General features: G+C 74.1%; 21 protein-coding genes and 1 pseudogene. 3 read left to right on the forward strand and 19 right to left on the reverse strand.

Annotated features, from left to right (window positions below):
* Nucleotides 1-218: pseudogene (locus H1A17_RS27680) on the reverse strand (peptidylprolyl isomerase); the annotation flags it as partial.
* A gap of 168 nt (nt 219-386) precedes the next feature.
* A complete protein-coding gene (locus H1A17_RS27685) occupies nt 387-1631 on the reverse strand; it encodes a D-alanyl-D-alanine carboxypeptidase family protein (RefSeq protein ID WP_194823256.1) in 1245 nt (414 codons plus the stop codon).
* Nucleotides 1632-2000: 369 nt separating this feature from the next.
* On the opposite strand from H1A17_RS27685, the gene H1A17_RS27690 reads away from it, so the two are divergent.
* Complete coding sequence (locus H1A17_RS27690; protein WP_194823257.1) at nt 2001-3185, forward strand: hypothetical protein; 1185 nt, start codon at nt 2001-2003, stop codon at nt 3183-3185.
* A gap of 100 nt (nt 3186-3285) precedes the next feature.
* On the opposite strand, the gene H1A17_RS27695 is transcribed toward H1A17_RS27690, so the two are convergent.
* A complete protein-coding gene (locus tag H1A17_RS27695; RefSeq protein ID WP_145919865.1) occupies nt 3286-3996 on the reverse strand; it encodes a MerR family transcriptional regulator in 711 nt (236 codons plus the stop codon).
* 145 nt (nt 3997-4141) lie between these two features.
* Between H1A17_RS27695 and H1A17_RS27700 the strand changes: the two genes are divergently transcribed.
* Nucleotides 4142-6418: an excinuclease ABC subunit UvrA gene (locus H1A17_RS27700; protein ID WP_194823258.1), complete on the forward strand. Its 2277-nt coding sequence runs from the start codon at nt 4142-4144 to the stop codon at nt 6416-6418.
* A 70-nt stretch (nt 6419-6488) separates the two neighbouring features.
* Here the strand turns inward: H1A17_RS27700 and H1A17_RS27705 are convergent, their stop codons facing one another.
* The 7 genes from H1A17_RS27705 to H1A17_RS27735 form a co-directional block, all read right to left on the reverse strand.
* A complete protein-coding gene (locus H1A17_RS27705) occupies nt 6489-6902 on the reverse strand; it encodes a protein-tyrosine phosphatase family protein (protein WP_145919863.1) in 414 nt (137 codons plus the stop codon).
* 287 nt (nt 6903-7189) lie between these two features.
* Entirely contained in the window at nt 7190-7777 is a 588-nt protein-coding gene (locus H1A17_RS27710; protein ID WP_194823259.1) for a hypothetical protein, read from the reverse strand.
* A 444-nt stretch (nt 7778-8221) separates the two neighbouring features.
* Entirely contained in the window at nt 8222-8533 is a 312-nt protein-coding gene (locus H1A17_RS27715) for a MazG-like family protein (protein ID WP_145919861.1), read from the reverse strand.
* Nucleotides 8534-8657: 124 nt separating this feature from the next.
* Entirely contained in the window at nt 8658-9296 is a 639-nt protein-coding gene (locus H1A17_RS27720; RefSeq protein WP_145919860.1) for a hypothetical protein, read from the reverse strand.
* 12 nt (nt 9297-9308) lie between these two features.
* Complete coding sequence (locus tag H1A17_RS27725) at nt 9309-11111, reverse strand: DUF4012 domain-containing protein (protein ID WP_309236891.1); 1803 nt, start codon at nt 11109-11111, stop codon at nt 9309-9311.
* Nucleotides 11112-11192: 81 nt separating this feature from the next.
* Nucleotides 11193-12422 (reverse strand): glycosyltransferase family 4 protein, encoded by a 1230-nt coding sequence (locus H1A17_RS27730; protein WP_145919859.1) that lies wholly within the window; start codon nt 12420-12422, stop codon nt 11193-11195.
* A 145-nt stretch (nt 12423-12567) separates the two neighbouring features.
* Nucleotides 12568-14022 (reverse strand): polysaccharide biosynthesis tyrosine autokinase, encoded by a 1455-nt coding sequence (locus tag H1A17_RS27735; RefSeq protein WP_145919858.1) that lies wholly within the window; start codon nt 14020-14022, stop codon nt 12568-12570.
* A gap of 188 nt (nt 14023-14210) precedes the next feature.
* Between H1A17_RS27735 and H1A17_RS27740 the strand changes: the two genes are divergently transcribed.
* Nucleotides 14211-16088 (forward strand): nucleoside-diphosphate sugar epimerase/dehydratase, encoded by a 1878-nt coding sequence (locus H1A17_RS27740; protein ID WP_145919857.1) that lies wholly within the window; start codon nt 14211-14213, stop codon nt 16086-16088.
* A gap of 57 nt (nt 16089-16145) precedes the next feature.
* Here H1A17_RS27740 and H1A17_RS27745 read toward each other — a convergent pair whose 3' ends face one another.
* The 9 genes from H1A17_RS27745 to H1A17_RS27785 form a co-directional block, all read right to left on the reverse strand.
* Nucleotides 16146-16349 (reverse strand): hypothetical protein, encoded by a 204-nt coding sequence (locus tag H1A17_RS27745; protein ID WP_145919856.1) that lies wholly within the window; start codon nt 16347-16349, stop codon nt 16146-16148.
* Nucleotides 16346-16711, reverse strand: a complete 366-nt coding sequence (locus tag H1A17_RS27750) for a hypothetical protein (RefSeq protein ID WP_145919855.1) — start codon at nt 16709-16711, stop codon at nt 16346-16348. Before H1A17_RS27750 ends, H1A17_RS27745 begins: the two co-directional genes overlap by 4 nt.
* Complete coding sequence (locus H1A17_RS27755; RefSeq protein WP_145919854.1) at nt 16708-17124, reverse strand: DUF1622 domain-containing protein; 417 nt, start codon at nt 17122-17124, stop codon at nt 16708-16710. Before H1A17_RS27755 ends, H1A17_RS27750 begins: the two co-directional genes overlap by 4 nt.
* A 39-nt stretch (nt 17125-17163) precedes the next feature.
* A complete protein-coding gene (locus H1A17_RS27760; RefSeq protein ID WP_145919853.1) occupies nt 17164-17751 on the reverse strand; it encodes a TMEM165/GDT1 family protein in 588 nt (195 codons plus the stop codon).
* 371 nt (nt 17752-18122) lie between these two features.
* Nucleotides 18123-19094, reverse strand: a complete 972-nt coding sequence (gene egtD / locus H1A17_RS27765; RefSeq protein WP_145919852.1) for an L-histidine N(alpha)-methyltransferase — start codon at nt 19092-19094, stop codon at nt 18123-18125.
* Nucleotides 19095-19133: 39 nt separating this feature from the next.
* Nucleotides 19134-19889 carry an ergothioneine biosynthesis protein EgtC gene (gene egtC / locus H1A17_RS27770; RefSeq protein ID WP_145919851.1) on the reverse strand — a complete coding sequence of 252 codons (756 nt, stop codon included), beginning with the start codon at nt 19887-19889 and terminating at the stop codon, nt 19134-19136.
* 16 nt (nt 19890-19905) lie between these two features.
* A complete protein-coding gene (egtB, locus tag H1A17_RS27775) occupies nt 19906-21243 on the reverse strand; it encodes an ergothioneine biosynthesis protein EgtB (protein WP_145919850.1) in 1338 nt (445 codons plus the stop codon).
* On the reverse strand, nt 21240-22475 hold the full coding sequence (egtA, locus tag H1A17_RS27780; protein ID WP_145919849.1) for an ergothioneine biosynthesis glutamate--cysteine ligase EgtA: 1236 nt from the start codon (nt 22473-22475) through the stop codon (nt 21240-21242). The genes egtB and egtA overlap by 4 nt, the downstream gene beginning before the upstream one ends.
* Nucleotides 22476-22617: 142 nt before the next feature.
* On the reverse strand, nt 22618-23201 hold a 584-nt coding region (locus H1A17_RS27785), incomplete at its 5' end, for a hypothetical protein (protein WP_194823260.1).

Consider the following 23201-nt stretch of genomic DNA (forward strand, 5'->3'; position numbering starts at 1 on the left):
AGCGGCACCGGCCGAGCCGGCGGTTCGTCGGGCGTGGACGTGTACGCGCACGGCCCCTTCGTGGTCCGGGCGGCGGTCGGCCCGTCGGCGGGCGCGGCGACGGCGGCGGTGCCACCGGCGACGACCAGCGCGGCCGAGGCCAGGGCCGCCCCGGCGAGGCGGGCCAGCCGGCCGTGGGGGCGCGACCCGGCGGCGGACGGTCGGGGTTCACTCGACACTGATGGTCCTCCTGGACTCGTGGTACCGGAGAGACGGCGGGTACCGGAACGACCGGAGTCTATGGAGGCTGCCACCGGTTGTCGACGCCGGCCGATCCCGACGCAGGTGACCGTCGCCGCCGGGCGCAGGTGCCCGGCGGCGGCGGTCACGGGCGGGGTGGATCGCCGTCAGTCCCAGGCGACCCGCCGCCGGACCCGGCGGCGGGAGCGCCGCCGACGGCCGATCGCGAGCAGGACGGCCAGCAGGCCGACCACCGCCCCGCCGACCACCGCCCCGCCGAGCCATTGCGGCGCGCCGGGCGTCGGCCGGGAGGCGGCCGGCGCGGCGGCCACCGGGGTGGACGGCGGAGCCGACGGGCTGGCGGCGGTCAGCTCACCGGGCTCGACCAGCCGCCCCACCGAGGCGTCCCGGGGCAGGGCGAAGCCCCAGTCGAGCAGCCGCGCCCCCTGCTCCCAGCCGCGTACCGGGCGGGCCTCCGCCCCGAGCAGGGTCACCACGAGTCGTCGCCCACCGCGCTCGGCGGCACCGACGTAGGTGTGCCGGGCCAGGTCGGTGAAGCCGGTCTTCCCGCCCAGCGCCCCCGGGTACCGGTAGATGAGCTGGTTCTCGTTCTGGATCTGGAAGCCGGGTTTGCGCAGCGCCGGCTGGGCCGGGATCTGGGTGCGTTCGGTCAACGCGTACCGGCGGAAGGTGGGGTCGGCGAAGCAGACCCGGGCGATCAGCGCCAGGTCGTACGCGCTGGTGAACTGACCCGGCCCGTCCAGCCCGGACGGGGTCACCGCGTGGGTCTGCCACGCACCGAGCCGGCGGGCCTCGGCGTTCATCTCGCGGACCCCGGCGGCGGCGCTGCCCGCGCCCAGGCGGGCCAGCAGGTTCGCCGCGTCGTTGCCGGACTGGAGCAGCAGGCCGAGCCAGACGGTCTCGACCGGGTAGCGACCGCGGTCGAGCAGGCCGACGGCGGAACTGCCCGGCTCGATGTCCAGGTCGGGGCGGGTCACCGTGACCACCTGCTTCGGGTTCAGCTTCGGCAGCATGGTGGCGGCCAGCAGCAGCTTCTGCACGCTGGCCGGGGTGCCGTACTCGTGCGGGCCGCAGCCGCCGAGCACCGCCCCGGTGTCCAGGTCGGCGACGAGCCAGGAGGTCGCGGTGACCGGCGGCGGCGCGGGCGTCCCGGGCGGCACGGTCAGCCCGGGGGTGGCCAGCGCCTCGCCGCCCACCCGCTGCTGCTCGGGCACGGCCGGGGGCGGCGTGGGCCGGGGCGGTCGGGTCACCTTCGGCGTCGGCAGCTTCGGGCAGGGCACGGCGGCGGCGGCCGACCCGGCGCGGGCCGCACCGCCCGCGGCGGCGGGGATGGCCGGCACGCCGGTGAGGAGTACGGCCGCGACGCCGGCGGCCAGGACCCGGGCTCTCATGGTGAGGCACCCTACCGAGGCGGGAACCGGGTTCCCCAGGGGGCGCGGGCGGCCCGACGGGCACCCCGATCATGACCTTCCATGACGATACCGTGGCGCACAGTAGTCAAAACCGGCCCTCCAGCACACCGCCGGGATCGCTCCCACCTCCTCTGAGCTGGGGTTTCTTTGTCGACCACGGAGGGCGACCGGAAGCTCACCGGAATTCTTGAACGATCTCTGACCGGTCCCCGTATCCATCGCCGCAAGGACGGATCGGGGCGGACGCCAATGCCGGGCGTCGGACACCCGGTCCGCCTTGACCCCAGCCACCGTCGGGCCACCGGACGCGATGCCGTCGCGACCCGCCGGAGATCAGAGGAGAGGTACATGGCCAGGCCAATGCGGAAGAATGCCGTCCTCAAGCTCGGCGGAGTGGGCGCCCTGGCGGTGCTGCTCCTGGGCGGCGGTCTGCAACTCGCCTCCGCCGGTGAGAACACCGGTAGCACCGCCGCGCAGACCGTCAACTGCCCGACGGTACGGGACAAGCTGCCGGCGATCCCCGCGTCGGCCGCGGCCGGCGTGGAGCGGGAACTGGCCAACCTGGACGAGGAGATCGCCCGGCAGAACGAGCGGTTGGCGAAGCAGGCGGCCAACCCGCAGGGCGGGGCGAACTTCATCAACAACGCCATCCTCGGCCCGTTGAAGAGCAAGCGGGTCGCGGTGCTGGACCGCATCGAGATCAACTTCAACCGGGCCGGTGCCCAGCGGCCCAACCTGGACGCCCTGGCCACCTGCGGCCTGAACGCCCCGGGTGTGGCCAGCGCGCTGAACAGCTCCGTCAAGGCCGGCAACGCCGCCACCGGCGGGAACAACACCACGGCCGCCGCTCAGACGGTGAACTGCCCGACGCCGCAGCTGCCCGCCGTACCCGCCCAGGCCGCCGCGAACGTCCAGGCCGAACTGGCCAACCTCGACAAGCAGATCAACGAAGCCAACGCCCGCCTCGCCCAGCAGGCCGCCAACCCCCAGGGCGGCGCCAACTTCATCAACAACGCCATCCTCGGCCCCCTGAAGGACAAGCGCCAGGCCGCCCTCGACCGCATCGAAATCGCCTTCAACCGCGTCGGCGCACAACGCCCCAACCTCGACAACTTCGCCGCCTGCGGGCTCAACGGCGCGGGTGCGGGCAACGCCGGCAACGGGAACGCGGGCGCGGGGAACGGCAACGCGGGCAACGGCAACGCGGGCAACGGCAACGCGGGCAACGGGAACGCCGGTGCCGCCCGGACGGTGAACTGCCCGACGCCGCAGCTGCCCGCCGTACCCGCCCAGGCCGCCGCGAACGTCCAGGCCGAACTGGCCAACCTCGACAAGCAGATCAACGAAGCCAACGCCCGCCTCGCCCAGCAGGCCGCCAACCCCCAGGGCGGCGCCAACTTCATCAACAACGCCATCCTCGGCCCCCTGAAGGACAAGCGCCAGGCCGCCCTCGACCGCATCGAGATCGCCTTCAACCGCGTCGGCGCACAACGCCCCAACCTCGACAACTTCGCCGCCTGCGGGCTGAACTGACCCGTTGAGCACCGACGGCCCGGCGGATGATCCGCCGGGCCGTCCGGCTGTGCACGGCCCCGGCAGTCGGGCGGGCGCGACCCCCGAGGGCCGCCCCGGGTCAGGTGCCGGCCCCGTCCAGGTAGTCGTGGAGGGCGGCGGAGGCCCGCAGCCGGCGCAGGCTGCGCCGGTTCAGCTCCTGCTCCCGCCGGGCGAGTTCGGCCCGGACCCGGTCCGGGCGGCCGGTGCTGCGCAGCTCGTCGAGCACCGCCGTGATGATCTCGAACGGGTAGCCGCCCCGGCGCAGCAGCGCCACCACCTGCGCCGCCCGCCCCTCGGCCACGTCGTACACCCGGTAGCCGGTGCCCCGCTGCCGGTGCGGGCGGAGCAGGCCGCGCTGCTCCCACAGGCGCAGCTGCGAGGTCCGCACGCCCACCTGGGCCGCCACCTCGCCGATCCGGGCGTCCCGGCGGGGCACGGCCGCCGGCCGGCTGCCCAGCACCGTCGCGAACGCGCCCAGCACCCGGGCGATCTCGGCCCGCTCGCGGTCCAACTCGGCGTGCCCGGCGTCGAGCGCGGCGAGCGCCGCCGGCAGCTCACCCCGGTGCACGGCCGCCAGCACCTCCCGGGTACGGGCCCAGCCGTGCCCCTCGGCCATCCGACGGGCCACCGCCAGGGCCCGGACGTGGCGGTCGGTGAAGATCCGGTAGCCGCTCGGGGTGCGGTCGGTCGGCGGCAGCACCCCGTCGGCCAGATAGTTGCGCACCTGCTGGGTGGAGATGCCGGCGCTGGCCGCGACGTCGACCAGCCGCCACCGTCGCTCCCCCGCCACCCGGACCCCTCCCCCACCGCTCGCGCGTTCCCGCCCACCCTAGTGGTTGTCACGTGGTTTGAGACTTCTCTCCGCATAGCCCGGCGAGCAACGCGTCAACTGCGCAGAAAGTCTCTATAGGAGCACGAATGAGAAAATCGAAGGTATGGAGCAACGAGCGCAGTCCGCCGCCGACCACCACGACGTGATCGAGGTACGGGGGGCCCGGGAGAACAACCTCACCGGCGTCTCCGTCGACATACCCAAGCGACGACTCACCGTCTTCACCGGGGTCTCCGGCTCGGGGAAGTCCTCCCTGGTGTTCGGCACCGTCGCCGCCGAGTCCCGCCGCCTGATCAACGAGACCTACAGTGCCTTCCTCCAGTCGTTCATGCCGAACCTGTCCCGCCCCGACGTCGACTCGCTGCGGAACCTGACCCCGGCGATCGTGGTCGACCAGGAGCGGATGGGGGCGAACTCCCGCTCCACCGTCGGCACCGCGACCGACGCGTACGCGCTGCTGCGGATCCTGTTCAGCCGGCTCGGCGAGCCGCACGTCGGCGGGGCCGGGGCGTTCAGCTTCAACCTCGCCGAGGGCATGTGCCCGACCTGCGAGGGGCTGGGCCGGGTCTCCGACCTCGACGTGTCGGCCATGGTGGACGTGGAACGCTCGCTCAACGACGGGGCGATCCTGGTGCCGAACTTCGCCGTCGACTCGTGGTACTGGCAGACGATCGTCGGGTCCGGCCTGTTCGACCCGGACGTCAAGCTCCAGGACTTCACCCCGCAGCAGTGGGCGGACTTCCTGCACAAGCCGGCCACGAAGATCAAGGTCGGCGCCAACAGCTGGACGTACGAGGGGCTGGCGGTGAAGGTCCGCCGGCTCTACCTGGCCAAGGACCGGGAGTCCATGCAGCCGCATATCCGGGCCTTCGTGGACCGGGCGGTCGCCTTCGCCACCTGCGCCGCCTGCGGCGGGGCCCGGCTCAACGCGGCGGCGCTGTCCTCGACGATCGCCGGCCGGAACATCGCCGAGTGCGCGGCCATGCAGATCAGTGACCTGGCGGAGTTCGTCGGCGGGATCGACGCGCCGTCGGTGGCCCCGCTGGTCGCCGACCTGCGCGACACCCTGGACTCGATGGTGGAGATCGGCCTGGGCTATCTCAGCCTGGACCGGGAGTCCGGCACCCTGTCCGGTGGCGAGGCGCAGCGGGTGAAGATGGTCCGCCACCTCGGGTCCAGCCTCTCCGACGTGACGTACGTCTTCGACGAGCCGACGGTGGGGCTGCACCCGCACGACATCGCCCGGATGAACGGCCTGTTGCTGCGGCTGCGCGACAAGGGCAACACGGTGCTGGTCGTCGAGCACAAGCCGGAGACGATCGCCATCGCCGACCACGTCGTCGACCTGGGTCCGGGCGCGGGTTCGGCCGGCGGGCGGATCTGCTACACCGGCGACGTGGCCGGGTTGCGCCGCTCCGACACCCTGACCGGCCGGCACCTCGACCACCGGGCGACCCTGCGCACGGCGTTCCGTCGGCCCACCGGCCACCTGGCGATCCGGGGGGCCGACCTGCACAACCTGCGCGACGTCGACGTCGACCTGCCGCTGGGGGTGCTCACCGTGGTCACCGGTGTGGCCGGCTCGGGCAAGAGTTCACTGATCCACGGGTCGCTGCCCCGCCGCGACGGCGTCGTGGTGGTCGACCAGTCCCCCATCCGGGGTTCCCGGCGCAGCAACCCGGCGACCTGGACGGGTCTGCTCGACCCGATCCGCACCGCGTTCGCCCGCGCCAACGGGGTGAAGGCCGCGCTGTTCAGCGCCAACTCCGAGGGTGCCTGCCCGACCTGCAAGGGGATCGGGCTGGTCTACACCGACCTGGCGACGATGGCGGCCGTCGCCAGCGTCTGCGAGGCGTGCGAGGGGCGGCGGTACACCCCCGAGGTGCTGGCGTACACGTTGCGCGGCCGGAACATCAGCGAGGTGCTCGGCATGTCGGTGACCGAGGCCCGGGAGTTCTTCCCGTCCGGCCCGGCCCGGGTGGTGCTGGACCGGCTGACCGAGGTGGGCCTCGGCTACCTGACCCTGGGGCAGCCGCTGACCACCCTGTCCGGCGGGGAACGCCAACGGCTCAAGCTGGCCGTGCACATGGCGGAGAAGGCCGCCACCTACGTCCTGGACGAGCCGACCACCGGCCTGCACCTGGCCGACGTGGACCAGTTGCTCGCCCTACTGGACCGGCTGGTCGACGCCGGCAACACGGTGATCGTCATCGAGCACCACCAGGCGGTGATGGCGCACGCGGACTGGATCGTCGACCTGGGCCCCGGTGCCGGCCACGACGGCGGCCGGATCGTCTTCACCGGCACCCCCGCCGACCTGGTCGCCCACGGTGACACCCTCACCGCCCGGCACCTGCGCGAGTACGTCGCCCCACGCTGAGCGGGGCCGCTCTCCCGCCCCGCCGGTGGCCCGCCGTCGGCGGGCCGGGTCGGCGCGGGCGGGCGCACGGTCAGTGGCTGGGGAGCCGCCGCAGCCAGGCGCGCTGCCAGGGGGTCTCGACGGCCTTCGGGTGGTAGCGCTCGCGGACCCACCGGACGGCGTCACGGGCCGGCACCCCGTCGAGGATCGCCAGGGCGGCGAGGGTGGTGCCGGTCCGGCCGATCCCGCCCCGGCAGGCCGCCTCGACCCGGTCGCCGGCGTGGGCGCGGCGCAGCGCCTCACGGAAGGCGTCCAGGGCGTCGGCGCGGTCGGTCGGCACCCAGAAGTCGGGCCACCGGATACGCCGGTGCGCCCAGGCCGGCGTCGGGCCGGGCGCCAGGATCAGGGCGAAGTCGGCCGGGGAAACCGGGTCGGCCACCCGCCGCCCGCGTACGGTCGCGCCGCTGGGCAGGGTGACCACACCGACCGAACTGGACCAGTCCATCCCGTGATTCTGCCCGCTCCGCACACAGCGCGCCGCCCCCGACCGGTCGGGTCGGGGGCGGCGCGTCGTCGGTGTGCGGGTCGCCTCTCGGCGCGTGGCGCGACGCGGCTCCAGCCGAACGGAACTCCGCGACGGCTATTTCAGGTGAGGCCCGGGGACACCGGACACACCGACACCCTGCTCAACGCGGCACCCCGCCCGCTCCTTCCCCACCCGGCCGTGACCCCCGCCACGTACGTCGATGGCCGGCACCCCCGCCCGGGGTGCCGGCCATCATGTCGTACGGGTCAGCTGTTCCAGTGCTGGGCGACGAGGTCGGCGGCCTGGGTCTCCCACTGGGCGTAGTGGTCGGGGTACGCCGACACCTGCACCGTCTGGGCGGCCTTGGTCAGGGGCATGTCCTGCCAGCCGTCGACCTGCTTGAGGCCCTTGAGGAACGCCATCGTGGCGTACTCGGGGTCGGTGATCTGCTCCACCGTGCCCCAACCGCTGGACGGGCGCTGCTGGAACAGGCCCTGCGAGTCGTGGTCGTTACGGTCACCCAGGTGACCCAGGTTCTCCAGCTTCGACTCCTGCAGGCTGGTCGCGATGGACACGACGGCGGCGCGTTCGTCCATGCCGGCCTTCTTCGTCGCGGCGATGATCGCCTTGGCATTGGCGGTCTGCTCGTCGTTGAGGTCGATGCGCGACTGCTCACCCTGCACACCGTGCGGGATCAGCTTGCCCTTGTCGACGGCCGGCTTGTCGGCCTGCACCACGGCCACGGGCCGGGTGTCGACGGTGGTGGTGTCGTGGTTGAGCGGGCCGGCGGCGATGCCTCCGGCGACGGCGAGGCCGGCGATACCGAGGACGCTCTTACGCAGGATCGTGGTCATGGTTGCTCCTTCGGGGGTAGACGCCCCTGCCTGTCCCGGGGGACGGGGTGGCGGGGGCGTGGGCACCACGTCGGGGCGCTCACGAAGACAAGGGGAAGGGACTGTCCCGGTCGGGGCTGGCGCGGGGGTGCGGTAGCCGCTCGGGCCGGGGTCAGGTGTAACGACCGGGGTCCCGGGGTCATTCCCCGGCCGGCGGGCCGGGCGGGGTCGGGTGCGGTCGTGTGCGCCGGGGGTGTAACGACCGGCGCTGGCCGGGCATTCCGCCGAGGTCGGCGGGCCGGGGGTGCTGCTGCGGTCGTACGGAGGGTGTAACGCCGGGGGCGGGGCCGGGATTCCGGCCCGGGAGTGCCGCCGGTCACGGCGACCGGGGACGGACCGGACGACACCGGACAACCGGCGCACCGACCCCGGGGGGACATCCGCCCATCCGGGCCGGCCGGGTCGTCAGGGGGTGATCCGGGACTCGACCTTCGCGGCGCAGGCGGCCACCACCGACCGGGCGTCCAGGCCCAGGCTCTCGATGGCGACCAGGGCGGTGAAGACCACGTCGGCCAACTCGGCGGCCACCTCCTCACGGCTGTGGGTGACCCCCTTGCGGGGATTCTGGCCGAGCGCGCCGATCCACGCGCCGGCCGCCTCACCGACCTCCTCGCCGAGCTTGAGGATGCGGCAGGTCAGCTCGGTCTGGTCGGTGCCGTTGGCGGCGTCCAGCCAGGCACGGGCGGCACGGGCCGCGTTCCAGATCACCTCGTCCACCCGTCCAGTGAACCGGACGGGGGTGACGGCCCGTGCCCGGGGGCGGTCGGCGGCGTACCCGGGACGGTCGGTGCCCGCCGGACCGGAAGGTCCGACGGGCACCGGGTACCGCAGTGGTTCCGGGTCAGCGGGTCATGCCGAACCGGTGGCGACGCCGCCAGCCGAACGCGGTGAGCATCAGCACCACACCGGCGCCGACCAGCCCGCCGCCGACCTTCAGCGGCGTGCTCAGGTTGTCACCGGTCACCGGCAGGTGCGGGTGCGGCTTCTTCTTCGGCAGCACCGTGATCGTCGTGCTGGCCGTACGGCCCGAGGTGCGCCCGGTCGCCGTGAAGGTGATCCGCCCGATGTCGCTCGGCCGGTAGCTCACGGTGAAGTTGCCGTTCGCGTCGGTCTGCGCCGTGAAGTGCCGCGGCGCGGGCTGCGGCTGCGAATAGTCGACCTTCACCATCGCGACGGTGGTGCCGTCGCTGCGCCGGGCCGGCGCCTGCCCCGGAACGGCCGCGGCGAGGGGGGCCACGGTGACGTCGATGTCGACGATCTCGTTCGGCCCGAAGCCGGTACCGGTGAGCACCACCGTCTCGCCGAGGAAGATGGTCGTCGGGTTGGCCGTCAACGACGGCGTGGTCGGTGGATAGTCCGGTGGCGGCTGCGGGGTGCTGGTGGTGGCGGGTGGCTGCGGCTGAGCAGCCCCCGCGGCGGTCGGCACGGCCACGATGGCCAGACCGACCGTCAGCGCCATGAGAATGCGGGATAGCCGCATGATGGTCTCCTCCTACTGGTTGCAGCTAGGTGCGGGAACTACTTGGGTGGTCCATGGGGTGGCGGTCGGTGTGTGCCACAGTTCGGGGGTGCCGGTGGTGTTCCTGCCGGTCAGCAGGTCCACGTCGAGGGTCCGGGTGGCCCCGGGAGCGACGTCGACGGTGGCGATGACCACCTGCCGGCGACGTTCGATCCCGCTGCCCAGCGGGGTCGGTTTTCCGTCGACCCGGGCGCTGAGCACCGTGCCGCCCGCCGGGCTGTAGATGGAGATCAGGGTCCGGGCCGTGTACGGGTCGCCGGCCATGCCGAGGCCGAGCACGGACTTGGTGAGACCCGAGTCGGGGGCCGAGGAGTGCAGGGTGAAGCGCAGCTTGAGCTGCCGTCGTCCCTCGTCGGCACAGTCACCGGCGGTGAGGGTGGCCGTCGGCCGTAGGTAGTAGCCGAGCTTCGCGCCGCTGCCGTCGTTGAGGAAGACCCCGACGGTCGGGGTGCTCTCCTGTTCGGGGAGCGCACCGGCGAGCCGGGTGTCGGCGAACGTCCGCTGTTCCGTGGATCGGGCACTCCAGAACAGTATCCGCCTTTCCGTGATGGAGCGGTCTAAAGCCGACAAAAGCACTCTTGGGTTGACCTTCTTCGTGAGGAAGGCGTCGAACACGGCGGAAGCCGAGGCGGCGAAGAAGGCGTCCTGCCCGGTGTCGTCGCGGCCCTGGTAGGCGTCGCTGAGCAGGGTGCGCACCACCTGGTTGCTGACCAGGGTGGCGTCGCCGGGCACCTGCACCGGGCCGGTCGCCTGGAGCAGGTAGGACAGCATCACCGGGTCGACGGTCAGCACCCCGTCGACGGTCACCCCGCTGTGCCGCCGGTACATCTCCCGGTAGAGCTTCGCCGCGGCGGGGAAGTTCGGGCTCAGGTTGACGTCGGCCGGGTAGATGCCCGGCAGGTCGGTGTAGAGCCGACGCACCTCGTCGTCCACCCGCAGCGCGGGGGTGAACCGGCCGAACTGGGCGCTCGTGCCCTGCTCGCGCATCCGGATCCGCCCGTCGTCGGCGTGGATCACCGCGTACGCGCCGAACATGCCGCCGGTGGCGCGTAGCTCGGCGAGGTTCTGCGAGAGCAGCAGGTAACTGCGCGGCCCGTCCGCGCCGAGCAGGGCGGGCAGCACCCGGGCGCCCCGGTCCGCCGCTCCGGTCAGCCCGGCCAGCCGGTCGATCTCGGCCCGCAGCCCGGTCAGCGCCGTGCCGAGCTGGCTGACCAGGTCCTCGGCGGGTACCGCGTCGAGGCCGGCCCGGGACCTGCGTACGGCGGCGTCGGCGGCGGTCAGGTCCGCCGAGGCGGCCCGCAGCCGGGCCAGGTCCAACCGTCCCTCGGTCGGCACCAACGTGGTCAGGTCGGTACGCAGCAGCGCCGGAAACGCCTCCCGGGCCAGGTCGTCGATGGCCACCGCGATGGTCCGGACGGCCGCCACGTCGTCCCCGGCGTACGGGGCGTGCCGGGCGAGCCGCCAGCCGGGGTCCCCGGTGGCGGTCCGGGCCGCCCCGGCCTGCTCCTGCAACGCCGCCAGCGTGCGCTGGGCCCGGTCGAGGTCACCGCCGAGCACCTGGGTGCTCAGCTCCCGGGCGAGCCCGGCCGCGTTGACCAGGTGGGCCCGCGCCTGCCAGCCCCGGAACCCGACCCAGCCGGCGGCACCGAGCAGCACCGACCCGACGACCAGGCAGACCAGCAGGGCCCGGCGGACCCGCCGCCGGGTCCGTCGCCGCAGTCTCCGTCGGCCGCTGCGCGACCTACCGCTCTCCGCCACCCGTTGCTCCGCTCTCACTTTCGGGCGATATGACCATTCATGAGCTTTGTAGCACGATAAGCACTGCTGTCATGCTGTTACCGAATTTTCGTAGTTAGATCACCGTGCCGAGGGTCGCCCGGCGGGCACCCGGGGGGACGCCACGTCCCGCAGCAGCGACTCGATCCGGTCCACCCCGGCCCGCAGCGACATCTCCCGCAGGTAGGTCTCCCGCCCCCGCCGCCCCATCTCCGCCCGCGCGGACGGTGGGATCGTGCTGGCCAGCCAGAACCGGTCGGCCAGCGCGGCCCAGTCCCCGGGCGGGCAGGACAGCCCGGCGCGGGCCCGCTCCACCAGCGCCGCCGTGTCGCCCCCGGCCGAGGCCACCAGCGGGGCGGCACAGGCCAGCGCGGACTGCACCTTGCTCGGCACCGTCCCGTTCAGCTCCGGCAGATCCCGCAGGGTCACCAGCTGGTAGTCGGCGGCGGCGTACAGCTCGGGCATCTCCCACGGCGACCGCCGGTCGAGGAACCGCACGTTGCCGGCCCCGAGTTCGGTGGCCAGCCCCCGGACCCGCCGCTCCTGCGCCCCGGAGCCGACCAGCACCAGATCCATCCGGTCGGGGAGCGCCGCGGCCGCCCGGACCGCCGTCTCCAGGCCCTGCCGTTCGCCGATCGTGCCGGCGTGCATGACGACGCAGCGCGCGTCCCCACGGACCAGCGCCCGGGCGGCCCGGCCGGCGCGCACCGGCTGGAAGATCCGCTCGTCGGTCCAGTTGGGCACGGTGCGCACCCGGTCCCCGGCGACGCCGTCGGCGAGCACCAGGTCCCGCATCGAGGGGGCGGTGACCGCGACCGCGTCGGCCGCCCGCAGCACCCGGCCCATGGTGGTGGTGATCCGCCCGGGTCGCTGCGGTCCGGCCGCGACCTCCCCCGTCCAGAGATCCTGCACGTGCAGCACGGTGGGCACCCGGCCGAGCAGCCGCAGCAGCCCGGCGACGGCGAAGCTGGTCGCGGGGAACTGAAAGACGTACAGCACGTCGACGCCGGCCAGGTAACGCCGCCCGGCGAGCGCCGCGCTGCCGGCGAAGGAGAGATAGCCGGCCATCCGGGCGGTGGGCGAGGCGTCGCCGCCGGCGTAGCGGGGCACCCGCCGCACCGTTAGCCGCTCGCTGTGGGTCAGGTGCCGCCAGCGCTGCCGCCACCCGGGATAGACGTGGCCGCCGGGATAGTCCGGGAAGCCGGTCAGCACCCGCACCTCGTGCCCGCGCCGGGCCAGCTCCTCGGCGAGGCTGCCGGGGATGAAGGCCGGTTCCGGCGGGAAGTGGTACGACAGGATTCCGACCCTCATCGCCGCGCTCCCCCCTGCGTACCGTCGGCGGGTGGCCGGCCGGCGCGGTCCCGGGCCGGGGGGCGACGGCGGACCGCCGCCCCCGGCACGCGGGGTCCGCGGGCCGCCGTCGCCGCCCCGCCCGCAGGCGGCCCGGCGGCGGCACTCATCGCGGCAGCCGGGTGAGTTCCTGCGTCCGGTCGCCGACGGGGTGCAGCCCCTCGTCGCGGTGGGCGGCGGTGGCCCGGTCGGCCGGCACCGACGTCCCCGAAGTGGTGGCGATCCGGTACGCCTCATACTGGTAGGCGTCCGCGCGGGCCACCTTGGCCATGTTGAGCACACACCCGAGCAGCCGCACCGACACGGAGTGCAGGGACCGGGCCGCCGCGGCGGCCTGGGCGCGTGAGGTACGCCCCTGCTGGGTGACGAGCAACGCGCCGTCGGCCTGCACGGCCACCACCACGCCGTCGGTGACGGCCAGCAGCGGCGCGGTGTCGATCACCACGATGTCGGCGGACTCGCGCAGCGCGAGGAGCAGGTCGGCCATCGCCTTGGACCCCAGCAGCTCGCTCGGGTTCGGCGGGGTCGAGCCGCTGGGCAGCACCAGCAGGGACTTGTCGCCCCAACGCTGCACCACGTCACCGACCTGGACGTCGCCGACGAGCACGTCGGTGAGCCCGACGCCGCCGTCGACCCCGAGGTAGTCGGCGACCTTGGGGCGGCGCAGGTCGGCGTCGACCAGCAGCACCCGCCAGCCCGCCTCGGCCAGCGCGATCGCCAGGTTGCAGGACAGGGTGGTCTTCCCCTCCCCCTGCAACGCGCTGGTCACCGCGATCACCCGGGCCGGCTCGTGCACGTCCACGAAGCGCAGGTTGGTCCGCAGCTTGCGGACCGCCTCCGCCCGGGCCGACGTCGCCGCCTCGCCGACGATCAGCGGTGCCGCCTTGGCCCCCTGGTCGAACGGGATGTCGCCGAGCAGCGGACTGCCGGTGGCCCGTTGCAGGCCGGCGGCGTCACGCAGCCGCACGTCGACCATGCCGCGCAGCACGGCGAGCGCCACGCCGAGCAGGAGCCCGACCAGGACGCCGAGGGCGAGGTTGCGGTTGGGCTGCGGGGAGACCGGGCTGGCGCTGACCCGGGGGCCGCCCACCACCTCGATCCGGGTCGGTCCGGCCTTGCCGTCCGACGTGGTCTCGATCTTCTTGACCAGCTCGACGAACTTGGCCGACAGGGCCTCGGTGACCTTCATCGCCCGGGTCTGGTCGGTGTCGGTGACGCTGGCCTGCAGCAGCACGGTGCCCGGCTCGGTCGAGGTGGCGACCCGGTGCTGGATGTCGTCGGCGGTGAGGCCGAGGCCGGAGTCGGCGACCACGGCCTGCGCCAGGCGGTCGCTGCGCAGCAGGTCGGCATAGGACTTCACACGCTGCTGGAGGAAGAGTTCGCCCTGGTAGGCGTTGCTCACGCCCTGGTTGGGGGCGGTGACGAAGAAGGTCACCGAGGCCACGTAACGGGGCGCCGTGCGGACCGTGACCAGCGCCGCCGAGCCGACCGTCAGCATCAGCGTGACCAGGACGATCCACCAGTGTCGGCGGACCAGGCGCAGGCAGGTGCGGACGTCCATCACGCCCTCCGTTCCGGCGGAACGGCCAGCTGGTGAAAAAGCACGAAGTCTCCCTAGGTTCCTATAAGCGCATGAGAGTGTCTAAACGCTGCGAGTAGCCCCTTAAGTGGCAAAAACAACGTATACGATGCAAACCGCTTGCCAGTGCCGAATCCTCGCAATCACGGAACAAAACGCAGAGGACGCCAATGAATCACGTAGACCCCCAGCCCGACGACGACCCCAGCCAGCGACGCGACTGGGTCACGCGACGCGCGAAGGCCCTGTCCTTGCTAACGCTCGACACCGCCTCCTGGTGCGCGGGTTTCCTGGTCGCCTCCTGGGCCCGGTACGAGTTCGGCATCACCCCCCGGCAGTGCGCCCTCGCCCTCGGCGCCGCCGGGGTGTGCGCGGTGATCCACGCGGCGCTCGAACAGGTCCGGTTCACCGCCCGGGGCCGGCACCCGGTGGGCAGCGTCGGCGAGGCGCGTGACCTGGGCGGCACCGTGGCGCTGGCCGCCGCCGTGGCGCTGGCCGCCCTGCTGCCGATGGCCGAACGACCCGTCCCGGCCAGCGTGCCGATCCTCGGCGCCGCCGTGGCGTTGCTGCTGATGGGGGCCGGCCGGGTCACCTACCGGTGGCGGCGCGACCGCGACGCCCGACCGGCCCGCTCGGCCGACCGGACCCTGATCTACGGGGTCGACGCGGCCAGCGAACGCCTCGTCCGGGTACTGCTCGGCGACCCCACCAGCGGATACCTGCCGGTGGGGCTGCTCGACGACGACCCCGAGCGGCAGGGGCTGCGGGTGGCCGGGCTACGGGTGCTCGGCGGCCGGGAGCAACTGATCCAGGCCGTCCGCAGCACCCGGGCCGGCACGGTGATCTTCTCGATCAACGGCTCGGACGCCGAACTGATGCGTGACGTACGCAGCCGCACCCTCCAGGCCGGCGCCGCGTTCAAGGTGCTGCCGCCCGTACGCGAGCTGCTGGACCGCCCGGTCACCGCGCACGCCGTCCGCGACCTGCAACTCACCGACCTTCTCGGGCGGGCCCAGCGGGTCGCCGACCTGCCCGTGGAGCGCAACGGGCTCGCCGGACGCCGGGTCCTGGTCACCGGGGCGGGTGGCTCGATCGGCTCCGAGCTGTGCCGGCAGATCGCCCGCTGCGACCCCGGCGAGCTGATGATGCTCGACCGGGACGAGTCGGCGCTGCACGCGCTCCAGATGTCCCTGCACGGCCGGGCGCTGCTGGACGGGCCGGAGCTGATCCTCGCCGACCTCCGCGACGCCGACGGGATCGCCCGGATCATCGCCGAACGGCGGCCCGACATCGTCTTCCACGCCGCCGCCCTCAAACACCTCACCCTGTTGCAGCGGCACCCGGGCGAGGCGGTCAAGACCAACGTCCAGGGCACGCTGAACGTGCTGGAGGCGTGCCGCGACGTCGCCGAGTTCGTGAACATCTCCACCGACAAGGCGGCCAACCCGATCAGCGTCCTGGGCTACTCCAAGCGGATCACCGAGCGGCTGACGGCGCACTACGCCGACCGGTACGGCGGGGCGTTCCTCAGCGTCCGCTTCGGCAACGTGCTCAGCAGCCGGGGTTCGGTGCTCACCGCCTTCCAGGCCCAGGTCCGGGCCGGGCTGCCGATCACCGTGACCCACCCGGACGTGACCCGGTACTTCATGACCGTGCAGGAGGCGGTGCACCTGGTGCTCCAGGCCGCCGTCGTCGGCCGGGGCGGGGAGGCGCTGGTGCTGGACATGGGCGAGCCGGTACGCATCGCCGAGGTGGCCCAGCGGCTGGCGGCCGAGGCGGCCCAGCCCCCGGAGATCGTCTACACCGGCCTGCGCCCCGGGGAGAAGCTGCACGAGGACCTGTTCGGCGTCGACGAGATCGACAGCCGGCCGCTGCACCCGCTCATCTCCCACGTCCGGGTCCCCGCGCTGGACCCCGCCGAACTGGCCGGGCTCGACCCGTACGGCGACCCGGAGGAACTGGTCAAACGGTTGGCGGCGTGCTGCGACGACCACCTCGGCCCGGTCGACGGCACCGCCCGGTTGTCCACCCTGCCGTCACCACGCTGACCCCACCACCGTCCGCCCGGTGTCCCCGGCAGCCGCCGGGCGGACGGTGGTCACCGGTCAGCGGTGACGCCGGGCGGCCTCGTCCCGCCCGTCCGGTTCGGTCTCCTCCAGCGCCTCGGTGACCGACCCGGTCAGGTCATCGCCCGGCACCGCGACCGCCTCGGCCCGGTCCTGCTCGTCGGAGCGGCCACCCGGCGGGGGCTGCGGGGCGGTGGCCCCGCCCGCGAAGCCGTACTCGTTCGGCTCGTCGTGCCGGCTCATAGGGGAATCCTTCCGTCACATCCGGTTCGTGCCCTGCCGCCCCCGGTGGGGAGGTGCTGCTGCCCCCGGTGGGGATGTGCTCGGCTTACCCACGCCGGGGGGTCGGTAGTCGGCGGCGCGGCGGGCGACGCCGGGTTGAGGCCGGACCACAGCATCCGGCGCAGCACGACGACCGCGACCGCCGACGCCAGCGCCGGCCACCCCGGTCCGCCGGCCAGCCGCAGCAGGCCCGCCGCGACCAGCAGGTCGAGCAGGACCCGCAGGGCCGTCCGCCAGGACCCGACGGTCAGCAGCACCACCCCGCCGACACCGAGGGCCAGCGCGCTCACCACGGTGGCGAGCAGCACCGCGAGGTCGGTCATCCGGGGTTCCCGCCGCCGCCCGGGGCCGGCTGCGGGTCGGGGCGCGCCCCGTCACCGGCGTCCGGGCCGGCGGCCACCTGCCGCTTCTCCTGGGCGATCTCCCGGCGCAGCACGACGTTCAGCGCGGTCCGGATGGTGGCGATCGCGGCCAGCTGACCGAGCTGGGCGAAGGTCGGCGACACCGCGGTCCGCAGGATGTCCGCCGCCAGCTGGAACTCCAGGCCGAGGGTGAGGAACCGGCCGAGGGAGAGCCGGATCGGGGTGAACACGGCGGCGCTACGGTGCCGCAGCCCCTCGACCACGATCCGCAGCGCCGCCCAGAGCGCGCCGACGACGATGACGGTCGCGCCGATGGTCTCCACGACCCCCACCACGACCGCGTCGCCGTGGCGCAGCAGCTCGTCCACCCTCACCGGGTGGCGTTACCCGCCCGCACCCCGGCTAGTCGGAGGTCAGGACAGCTCCCGCACCGCCTCCAGGATCAGCCACAGGCCGCAGATGGCGAAGAGCACCGCCGCGCCGTACCGGATGGTCCGCTCCGGCAGGTGCCGGCCGAGCAGCCGGCCGACCAGGATCGCCAGGGCGTCGGCGGCCACCATGCCCAGCGTCGAGCCGAGCCAGGTGCCGAACCAGCCGTACTTGGTGGCCAGGGTGATGGTGGCGAGCATCGTCTTGTCGCCCAGCTCGGCCAGGAAGAACGCGACACCGACGGCGACGATGGCGGACTTGCCGGTCTTCTCCGCCTTGCGCTTCTCCTCCTCGGTGAGTTTGTCCCCGCGCAGCGTCCAGGCGCCGAAGCCGAGGAACGCCAGGCCGGCGACCAGCGAGATCCACCCGGTGGGCAGGGCCGCGTTCAGGCCGACCCCGATCGCCACCGAGGCCAGGTGCACGATCGCGGTGGCGACGGTGATGCCGATCAGCACCGGGACCGTCTTGAACCGGGTGGCGAACGTGAGCGCCATGAGCTGGGACTTGTCACCCAGCTCGGCGACGAAGATGACGCCGAAGCTGACGACCAGCGCGACGAGGAAACCGTCCATGAGGAACCTTCCCGATCAGGCCGGGAGGAGGTGACGGGGCGACCTCGACCCGGCTGTGTGACAGCCTGAGTCGAAGGTCTCGCCCGCCCCACCGCTGGTGGGGCCGCGTGGCCGGGTGCGGAACGCACCAGTGTGTCGACCACGACATTGGGGGCTACTCCCCTTCGCGCCGCCAGCCTAACCGACCGGCCCGACCGGCCGGTGCGCCGGGTGCGCCACGTCACCCCGGAGGGTGCCCGTCGACGCCCCGACGCACCGGCCGGCGGTGTCGTCACCGGCGGTCGCGCCCCGGCGGACCGGCCGGCGGCAGTTCCGGCGCGGTCGGTCAGGCGGCGGCGCGGTCGGTCAGGCGGCGGTCTCGGCGCGGTCGGTCAGGCCGCGCGGGCCAGGGTCACCCCGAACAGGTCGTCCGGGTCGGTCCAGAACTCCGTCGGCAGGAACCCGGCCGCCGTCAACTCCGCGCCGATCCCCGCCGGCCGGAACTTCGCCGACACCTCCGTACGCAACTCCTCGTCGGCGGCGAAGTCGACGGTCAGGTCGAGCGCGTCGACGCGGACCCGCATCGGGCGTCGGGCCCGCAGCCGCATCTCGATCCACTCCTGCGCCGGGTCCCAGTGGGCGACGTGGGCGAACGCGTCCGGATCGAAGTCGGCGGCAAGCTCCCGGTTGATCACCCGCAGCACGTTGCGGTTGAACTCGGCGGTCACCCCGGCCGCGTCGTCGTACGCCGGGACGATCACCGCCGGGTCCTTGACCAGGTCGGTGCCGATGAGCAGGTGGTCGCCCGGCTCCAGGGCGGCGCGCATGGCGGCCAGGAAGTCGGCCCGCTCGGCCGGCACCAGGTTGCCGATGGTGCCGCCCAGGAAGACCACCAACCGGCGGCCACCGGTCGGCAGCCGGTCGAGTTGCCGGGTGAAGTCGCCGACGATGCCGCGTACCCGCAGCGCCGGATAGTCGGTGGCGATCTGCGCGGTGGACTGCCGCAGCGCGCTCACCGACACGTCCAGCGGCACGAAGGTGCCCAGCCCGCCGTGCCGGGTGAACGCGTCCAGCAGCAGCCGGGTCTTCTCCGACGAACCGGAGCCCAGCTCGATCAGCGTCTTCGCCCCGGTCGCCGCCGCGATGTCGGGCGCCCGGACGGCCAGCACCGCCCGCTCCGCCCGGGTCGGGTAGTACTCCGGCAGCCGGGTGATCTCCTCGAACAACTCGCTGCCCCGGGCGTCGTAGAACCACTTCGGGGGCAGCCACTTGGGGTCGGCGGCCAACCCGGTCCGGACGTCGGACCGCAGCGCCCGGTCGAGGTCCCGTTCCTCCAGGTAGATCTCCAGCGGTTCCGCGCTCATGTCGTCCTCTCCTGTACCGAAAAGGTGCTGTTCCTCCGGTCAATCCAGCTCGCCGACGTGCACGCCGTCCGGTCCCGCCCGGACCCACCGCCGGTCGGGCACCTCCCGCCAGCCGGGCGCGTCGTCCACCGGCTCGGAGGCCAGCAGCGCCGTGCCGTCGTCGGCGCGCACCGACAGCGCGTGCCCCCACACGCTCGCCACCACCGACACACCGTCGGTGAGCAGCAGGTTCAGCCGTGATCCCGGGGCCGAGGCGGCCACCTCCCGGACGGTCGCGGTGACCGCCTCGGTCGGCGGCGCGCCGGCCCGCAGCCGGTGCCGGACCAGCGCCCACAGCAGCGCCGAGTCGGTCGGCGCGTCGAGGGTGAGCAGGTCCCGCACCGGCAGGCCGCCGGCCGGCCCGACGACCGAGTCCGGCCAGCCGCGCACCACCCCGTTGTGGCTGAACAGCCACCGCCCCTCGGCGAAGGGCGCGGCGGCGCTCTCCTGCACCGGCATGCCGACCGTGCCGGAGCGCACCGCCGCCAGCACCGCGCCGGAGGTGGTGACAGCGGCCAGCTCGGGCAGCGTCGGGTCGGACCAGATCGGGCCGGCCCGCCGGTACCGCACGGGGGTTGCGTCGCGCCCCTCCCCGCCGCCGGGGTACCAGCCGACGCCGAAGCCGTCGGCGTTGACCGTGCCGCCGCCGCGCATGTCCCGAGGGGCCCAGGACTGCCGGACCAGCGAGTGCGGCGGGTCGTACAGCAGCGACCGCAGGGTCACCGGGGGGCCGAGGTACGCCAGGTGCCGGCACATCAGGCGACGCCGCCTCTCACCCGTGGGCCTCCTCGGGCCGGGCGTCACGGGCGCAGCGGAAACCGCTGAAGATCTGCCGCCGGATCGGGTGGTCCCAGTTGCGGAAGGTGCCCCGGCAGGCCGCCCGGTCGGTGCCGAACGAGCCACCGCGCAGCACCCGGTAGTCGCCGCCGAAGAACACCTCCGAATACTCCCGGTAGGGGAAGACGGCGAAGCCGGGATGGCCGTGGAAGGGGCTCGCCGTCCACTCCCAGACGTCGCCGATCAACTGGTGCACGCCGAGCGGCGAGGCGCCCGCCGGGTAGGCCCCGACCGGCGCCGGCCACAGGTGCCGCTGCCCCAGGTTGGCGTGCTCGGCGGTCGGCTCGTCGTCACCCCACGGCCAGCGCCGGGACCGGCCGGTCGCCGGGTCCCAGCGGGCCGCCTTCTCCCACTCCGCCTCGGTGGGCAGCCGCTTGCCGGCCCAGCGCGCGTACGCCTGCGCCTCGTGCCAGCAGACGTGCACCACCGGCTCGTCGTCGCGGACCGGTGCCCACCGGCCGAACCGCTGGTACGCCCAGCCGTCGCCGTCGCGTCGCCAGTGCATCGGCGCGGTCAGCCCGGCCTCGGTGCGGTGCCGCCAGCCGGCCGCGCTCCACCAGCGCGGGTCGTCGTACCCGCCGTCGGCGAGGAACTCCCGGTACGCCCCGTTGGTGACCGGCGTCGCGTCGATGACGTACGCGGGCAGGTCGACGGTGTGCGCCGGGCGTTCGTTGTCCAGCGCCCACGGGTCGGTCGAGGTGCCCATGGTGAACGGCCCCGCCGGCACCAGCACCTCGGCGGCGACCCGGGCCCGGGGCTCGGGGGGCGGGGGCGCGTCGAGCACCGGTGGCCCGGAGCGCAGCTGGTGGGTGGCGAGCATGGTCTCGTCGTGCTGCTGCTCGTGCTGCACGATCATGCCGAAGACGAAGCCGTCGGCGACCAGCGGCCGCTCGGTGAACCGGACCCCGTCGAGCAGGTCGTGCACCTTGTCCCGCACGGTCGCCACGTAGGCCCGCGCCTCGGCCGGGGGCAGCAGCGGCAGGGCGGGGCGGTCCTTGCGGGGCTGTTTGAACGCGTCGTACAGGTCGTCGATGTCCCGCCGCACCGGCTCCCGCCCGCCGACGTCGCGGACCAGCCACAGTTCCTCCTGGTTGCCCACGTGGGCCAGGTCCCAGACCAGGGGGGACATCAGCGTCGAGTGCTGCCGGACCAGGTCGTCGTCGTCGACCGCGCTGGTCAACGCGTCGGTACGGGCCCGGGTCCGGGCCAGTTCGGCGGCGATCCGGCTGCGCAGCGGCTCGGCCTGCGCGCCCGGTTGTTCGGTGGTGGTCACCGGTCTCCCCTCTCCGCGGCGGCGATCCGTCGGCGGATCCCGCGGTCGATCTCGTCGTGGGTCTCGGACGGCAGGTCCAGCGTCGGCAGCGTCTCCCGGGCCAGGTCGAGCAGGGCCACGGCGGCCCCGGCCAGGGCCGGGTCGGCCAGCCCCCGCCGGGCGGCGGTGCGCCAGCGGTCGGCCACCGGCGCGGCGATCGTGCGGGCCGCCCGCACCGTCCGGTCGTCGCCCAGCAGCGCGGTCAGCACGGCCAGGGGAAGCGTCCAGTCCCGGCCGGGTTGCGCGTCGAGGTAGCGGACCTCCAGGTAGCCGCGCGGACGCACCGGTGGGAAGAGGGTGCTGACGTGGTATTCCAGGTCGTCGGTGGTGGGCGGGTCGGGCAGCGCCCCGGCGATCCAGTCGGCGAACGTGACCCCGGGCGGGGGTGTCCAGTCGGGGCCGGCGTGGCGCAGGCAGAGCAGTGGTGCGGCGAGGACGTACTCCGTCCAGGCGGCGACCGGGTCCCGGTCCGGGTGCTGCGCCGACCAGACCGGGCCGGTGCGGGCCGGGTCGATGTCCAGCCAGGCGGCCATCCGGGCGGACGCCCAGCCGGTGGGCCGGCCGGCGTGCCGGTCGGCGGTGGCGAAGGCCGCCACCAGTGGTGGGCCGATGGCGTGCACCGCCGCCCAACGCTCGGCCAGGCCGGCGGCCGGGCCGACGTCGAGGCAGACCTGGAGGCCGGCGGTGCTGTACATCATGGTCTGCCCGGCCGGGCCGCGCCGGTCGAAGACGCAGCGCATGGCGCGGTAGCGCGGGGTGTCGACCACCGGGCGGGGGGCCCGCCACGGGTCGATGCCGGTCCGCCCGCGCACCAGTCCGGCACGGGCGAGCAGGGCGTCAAGTTCGTCGATGTCGGCCTGGGTGGCCGAGACCAGCGCGGCGACCGAGGATCGCGGCGCGGTGGACACCTCCACCTGGCCGCCCGGCTCGACGGTCACGGTGCTGCCGTGCCGCAGGGGGCGGGCCGGGCCGGTGTCGTCCAGGGTGGGTGGGCTGTGGGGCCCGAGTGCCGCTCGTAGCCGCGCCCGGTCCAGTGGCCGGGCGGGGTCGGCGGCGTCGTGGACGGTCCATTCCAGTTCGACGCCGGTGAGGGTGGGTGGCCCGGTCTTGAAGCAGATGCGGGCCAGGTGCCCGGCCGCCCCGGCAACCTCGCCGAGCACGGTCGACCGGTCAAGCCCCGGCGACGTCACCACGAGAAGGTCCCCCTCCCGACGCAGGGTCCGGCCATGCCGGCCGGTGGGCAGGGCCGCCGTGGGCCGGCCCGTCCTCCATCTTCTGTCTCAGGGACCGATCCCGCAGACCCGACGGGAAGAAATAATTGTGAAGCCTTTTCGACTAGTTCTTACGGCCGTGCCCACCACCGGGGCCGGCCGGACCGCCGGTGGCGGCGGGTGGCCCGCCGGTGCCGCCGGGCGGACCGGAGGGCGATCGCTGCGGGACCAGGGTGCGGCAGTACGCCTCCACCCGGTCGGCCCCGCCCGCGGCGGCCACCAGGTCGGCGTAGCCCGGCTTGGTCAACGCCTTCGCCCGCTGCGGGGGCGGCTTGGCCAGGTACGCCCGGCACTGCCCGACCAGCTTGCCGGCGTTCGCCGGCCCACCCGGACCGGGCGGCGCGGGGGGCACCGAGGGGCCACCGCCGGGCGCGGTGCCGCCGGGCCGTCGCGACGGGCTCTGCCGGGACGGCTCGGACCGGTGCGGGGACGGCGGGGCCGATCCGGTCCCGGTGACGGACGGGACGGGTCCGGGTGCCCGCTCGGCGGGACGGTCGAGGGTCACGGCGGCGAAGGCCACCCCGGCGGTGGCGGTGGCGGCCAGTCCGGCGATCCAGGCCACCACGCCGGTGGTCAGCCGGGGACGCCGCCGGACGGCCGGGGCGGGCCCGGGTGCCGCCGCGCCCCGGGCGGCCCGGAACGCCGCCA

This window comes from Micromonospora sp. S-DT3-3-22 (assembly GCF_015354745.1).
Classification (GTDB): Bacteria; Actinomycetota; Actinomycetes; order Mycobacteriales; family Micromonosporaceae; genus Micromonospora; species Micromonospora wenchangensis.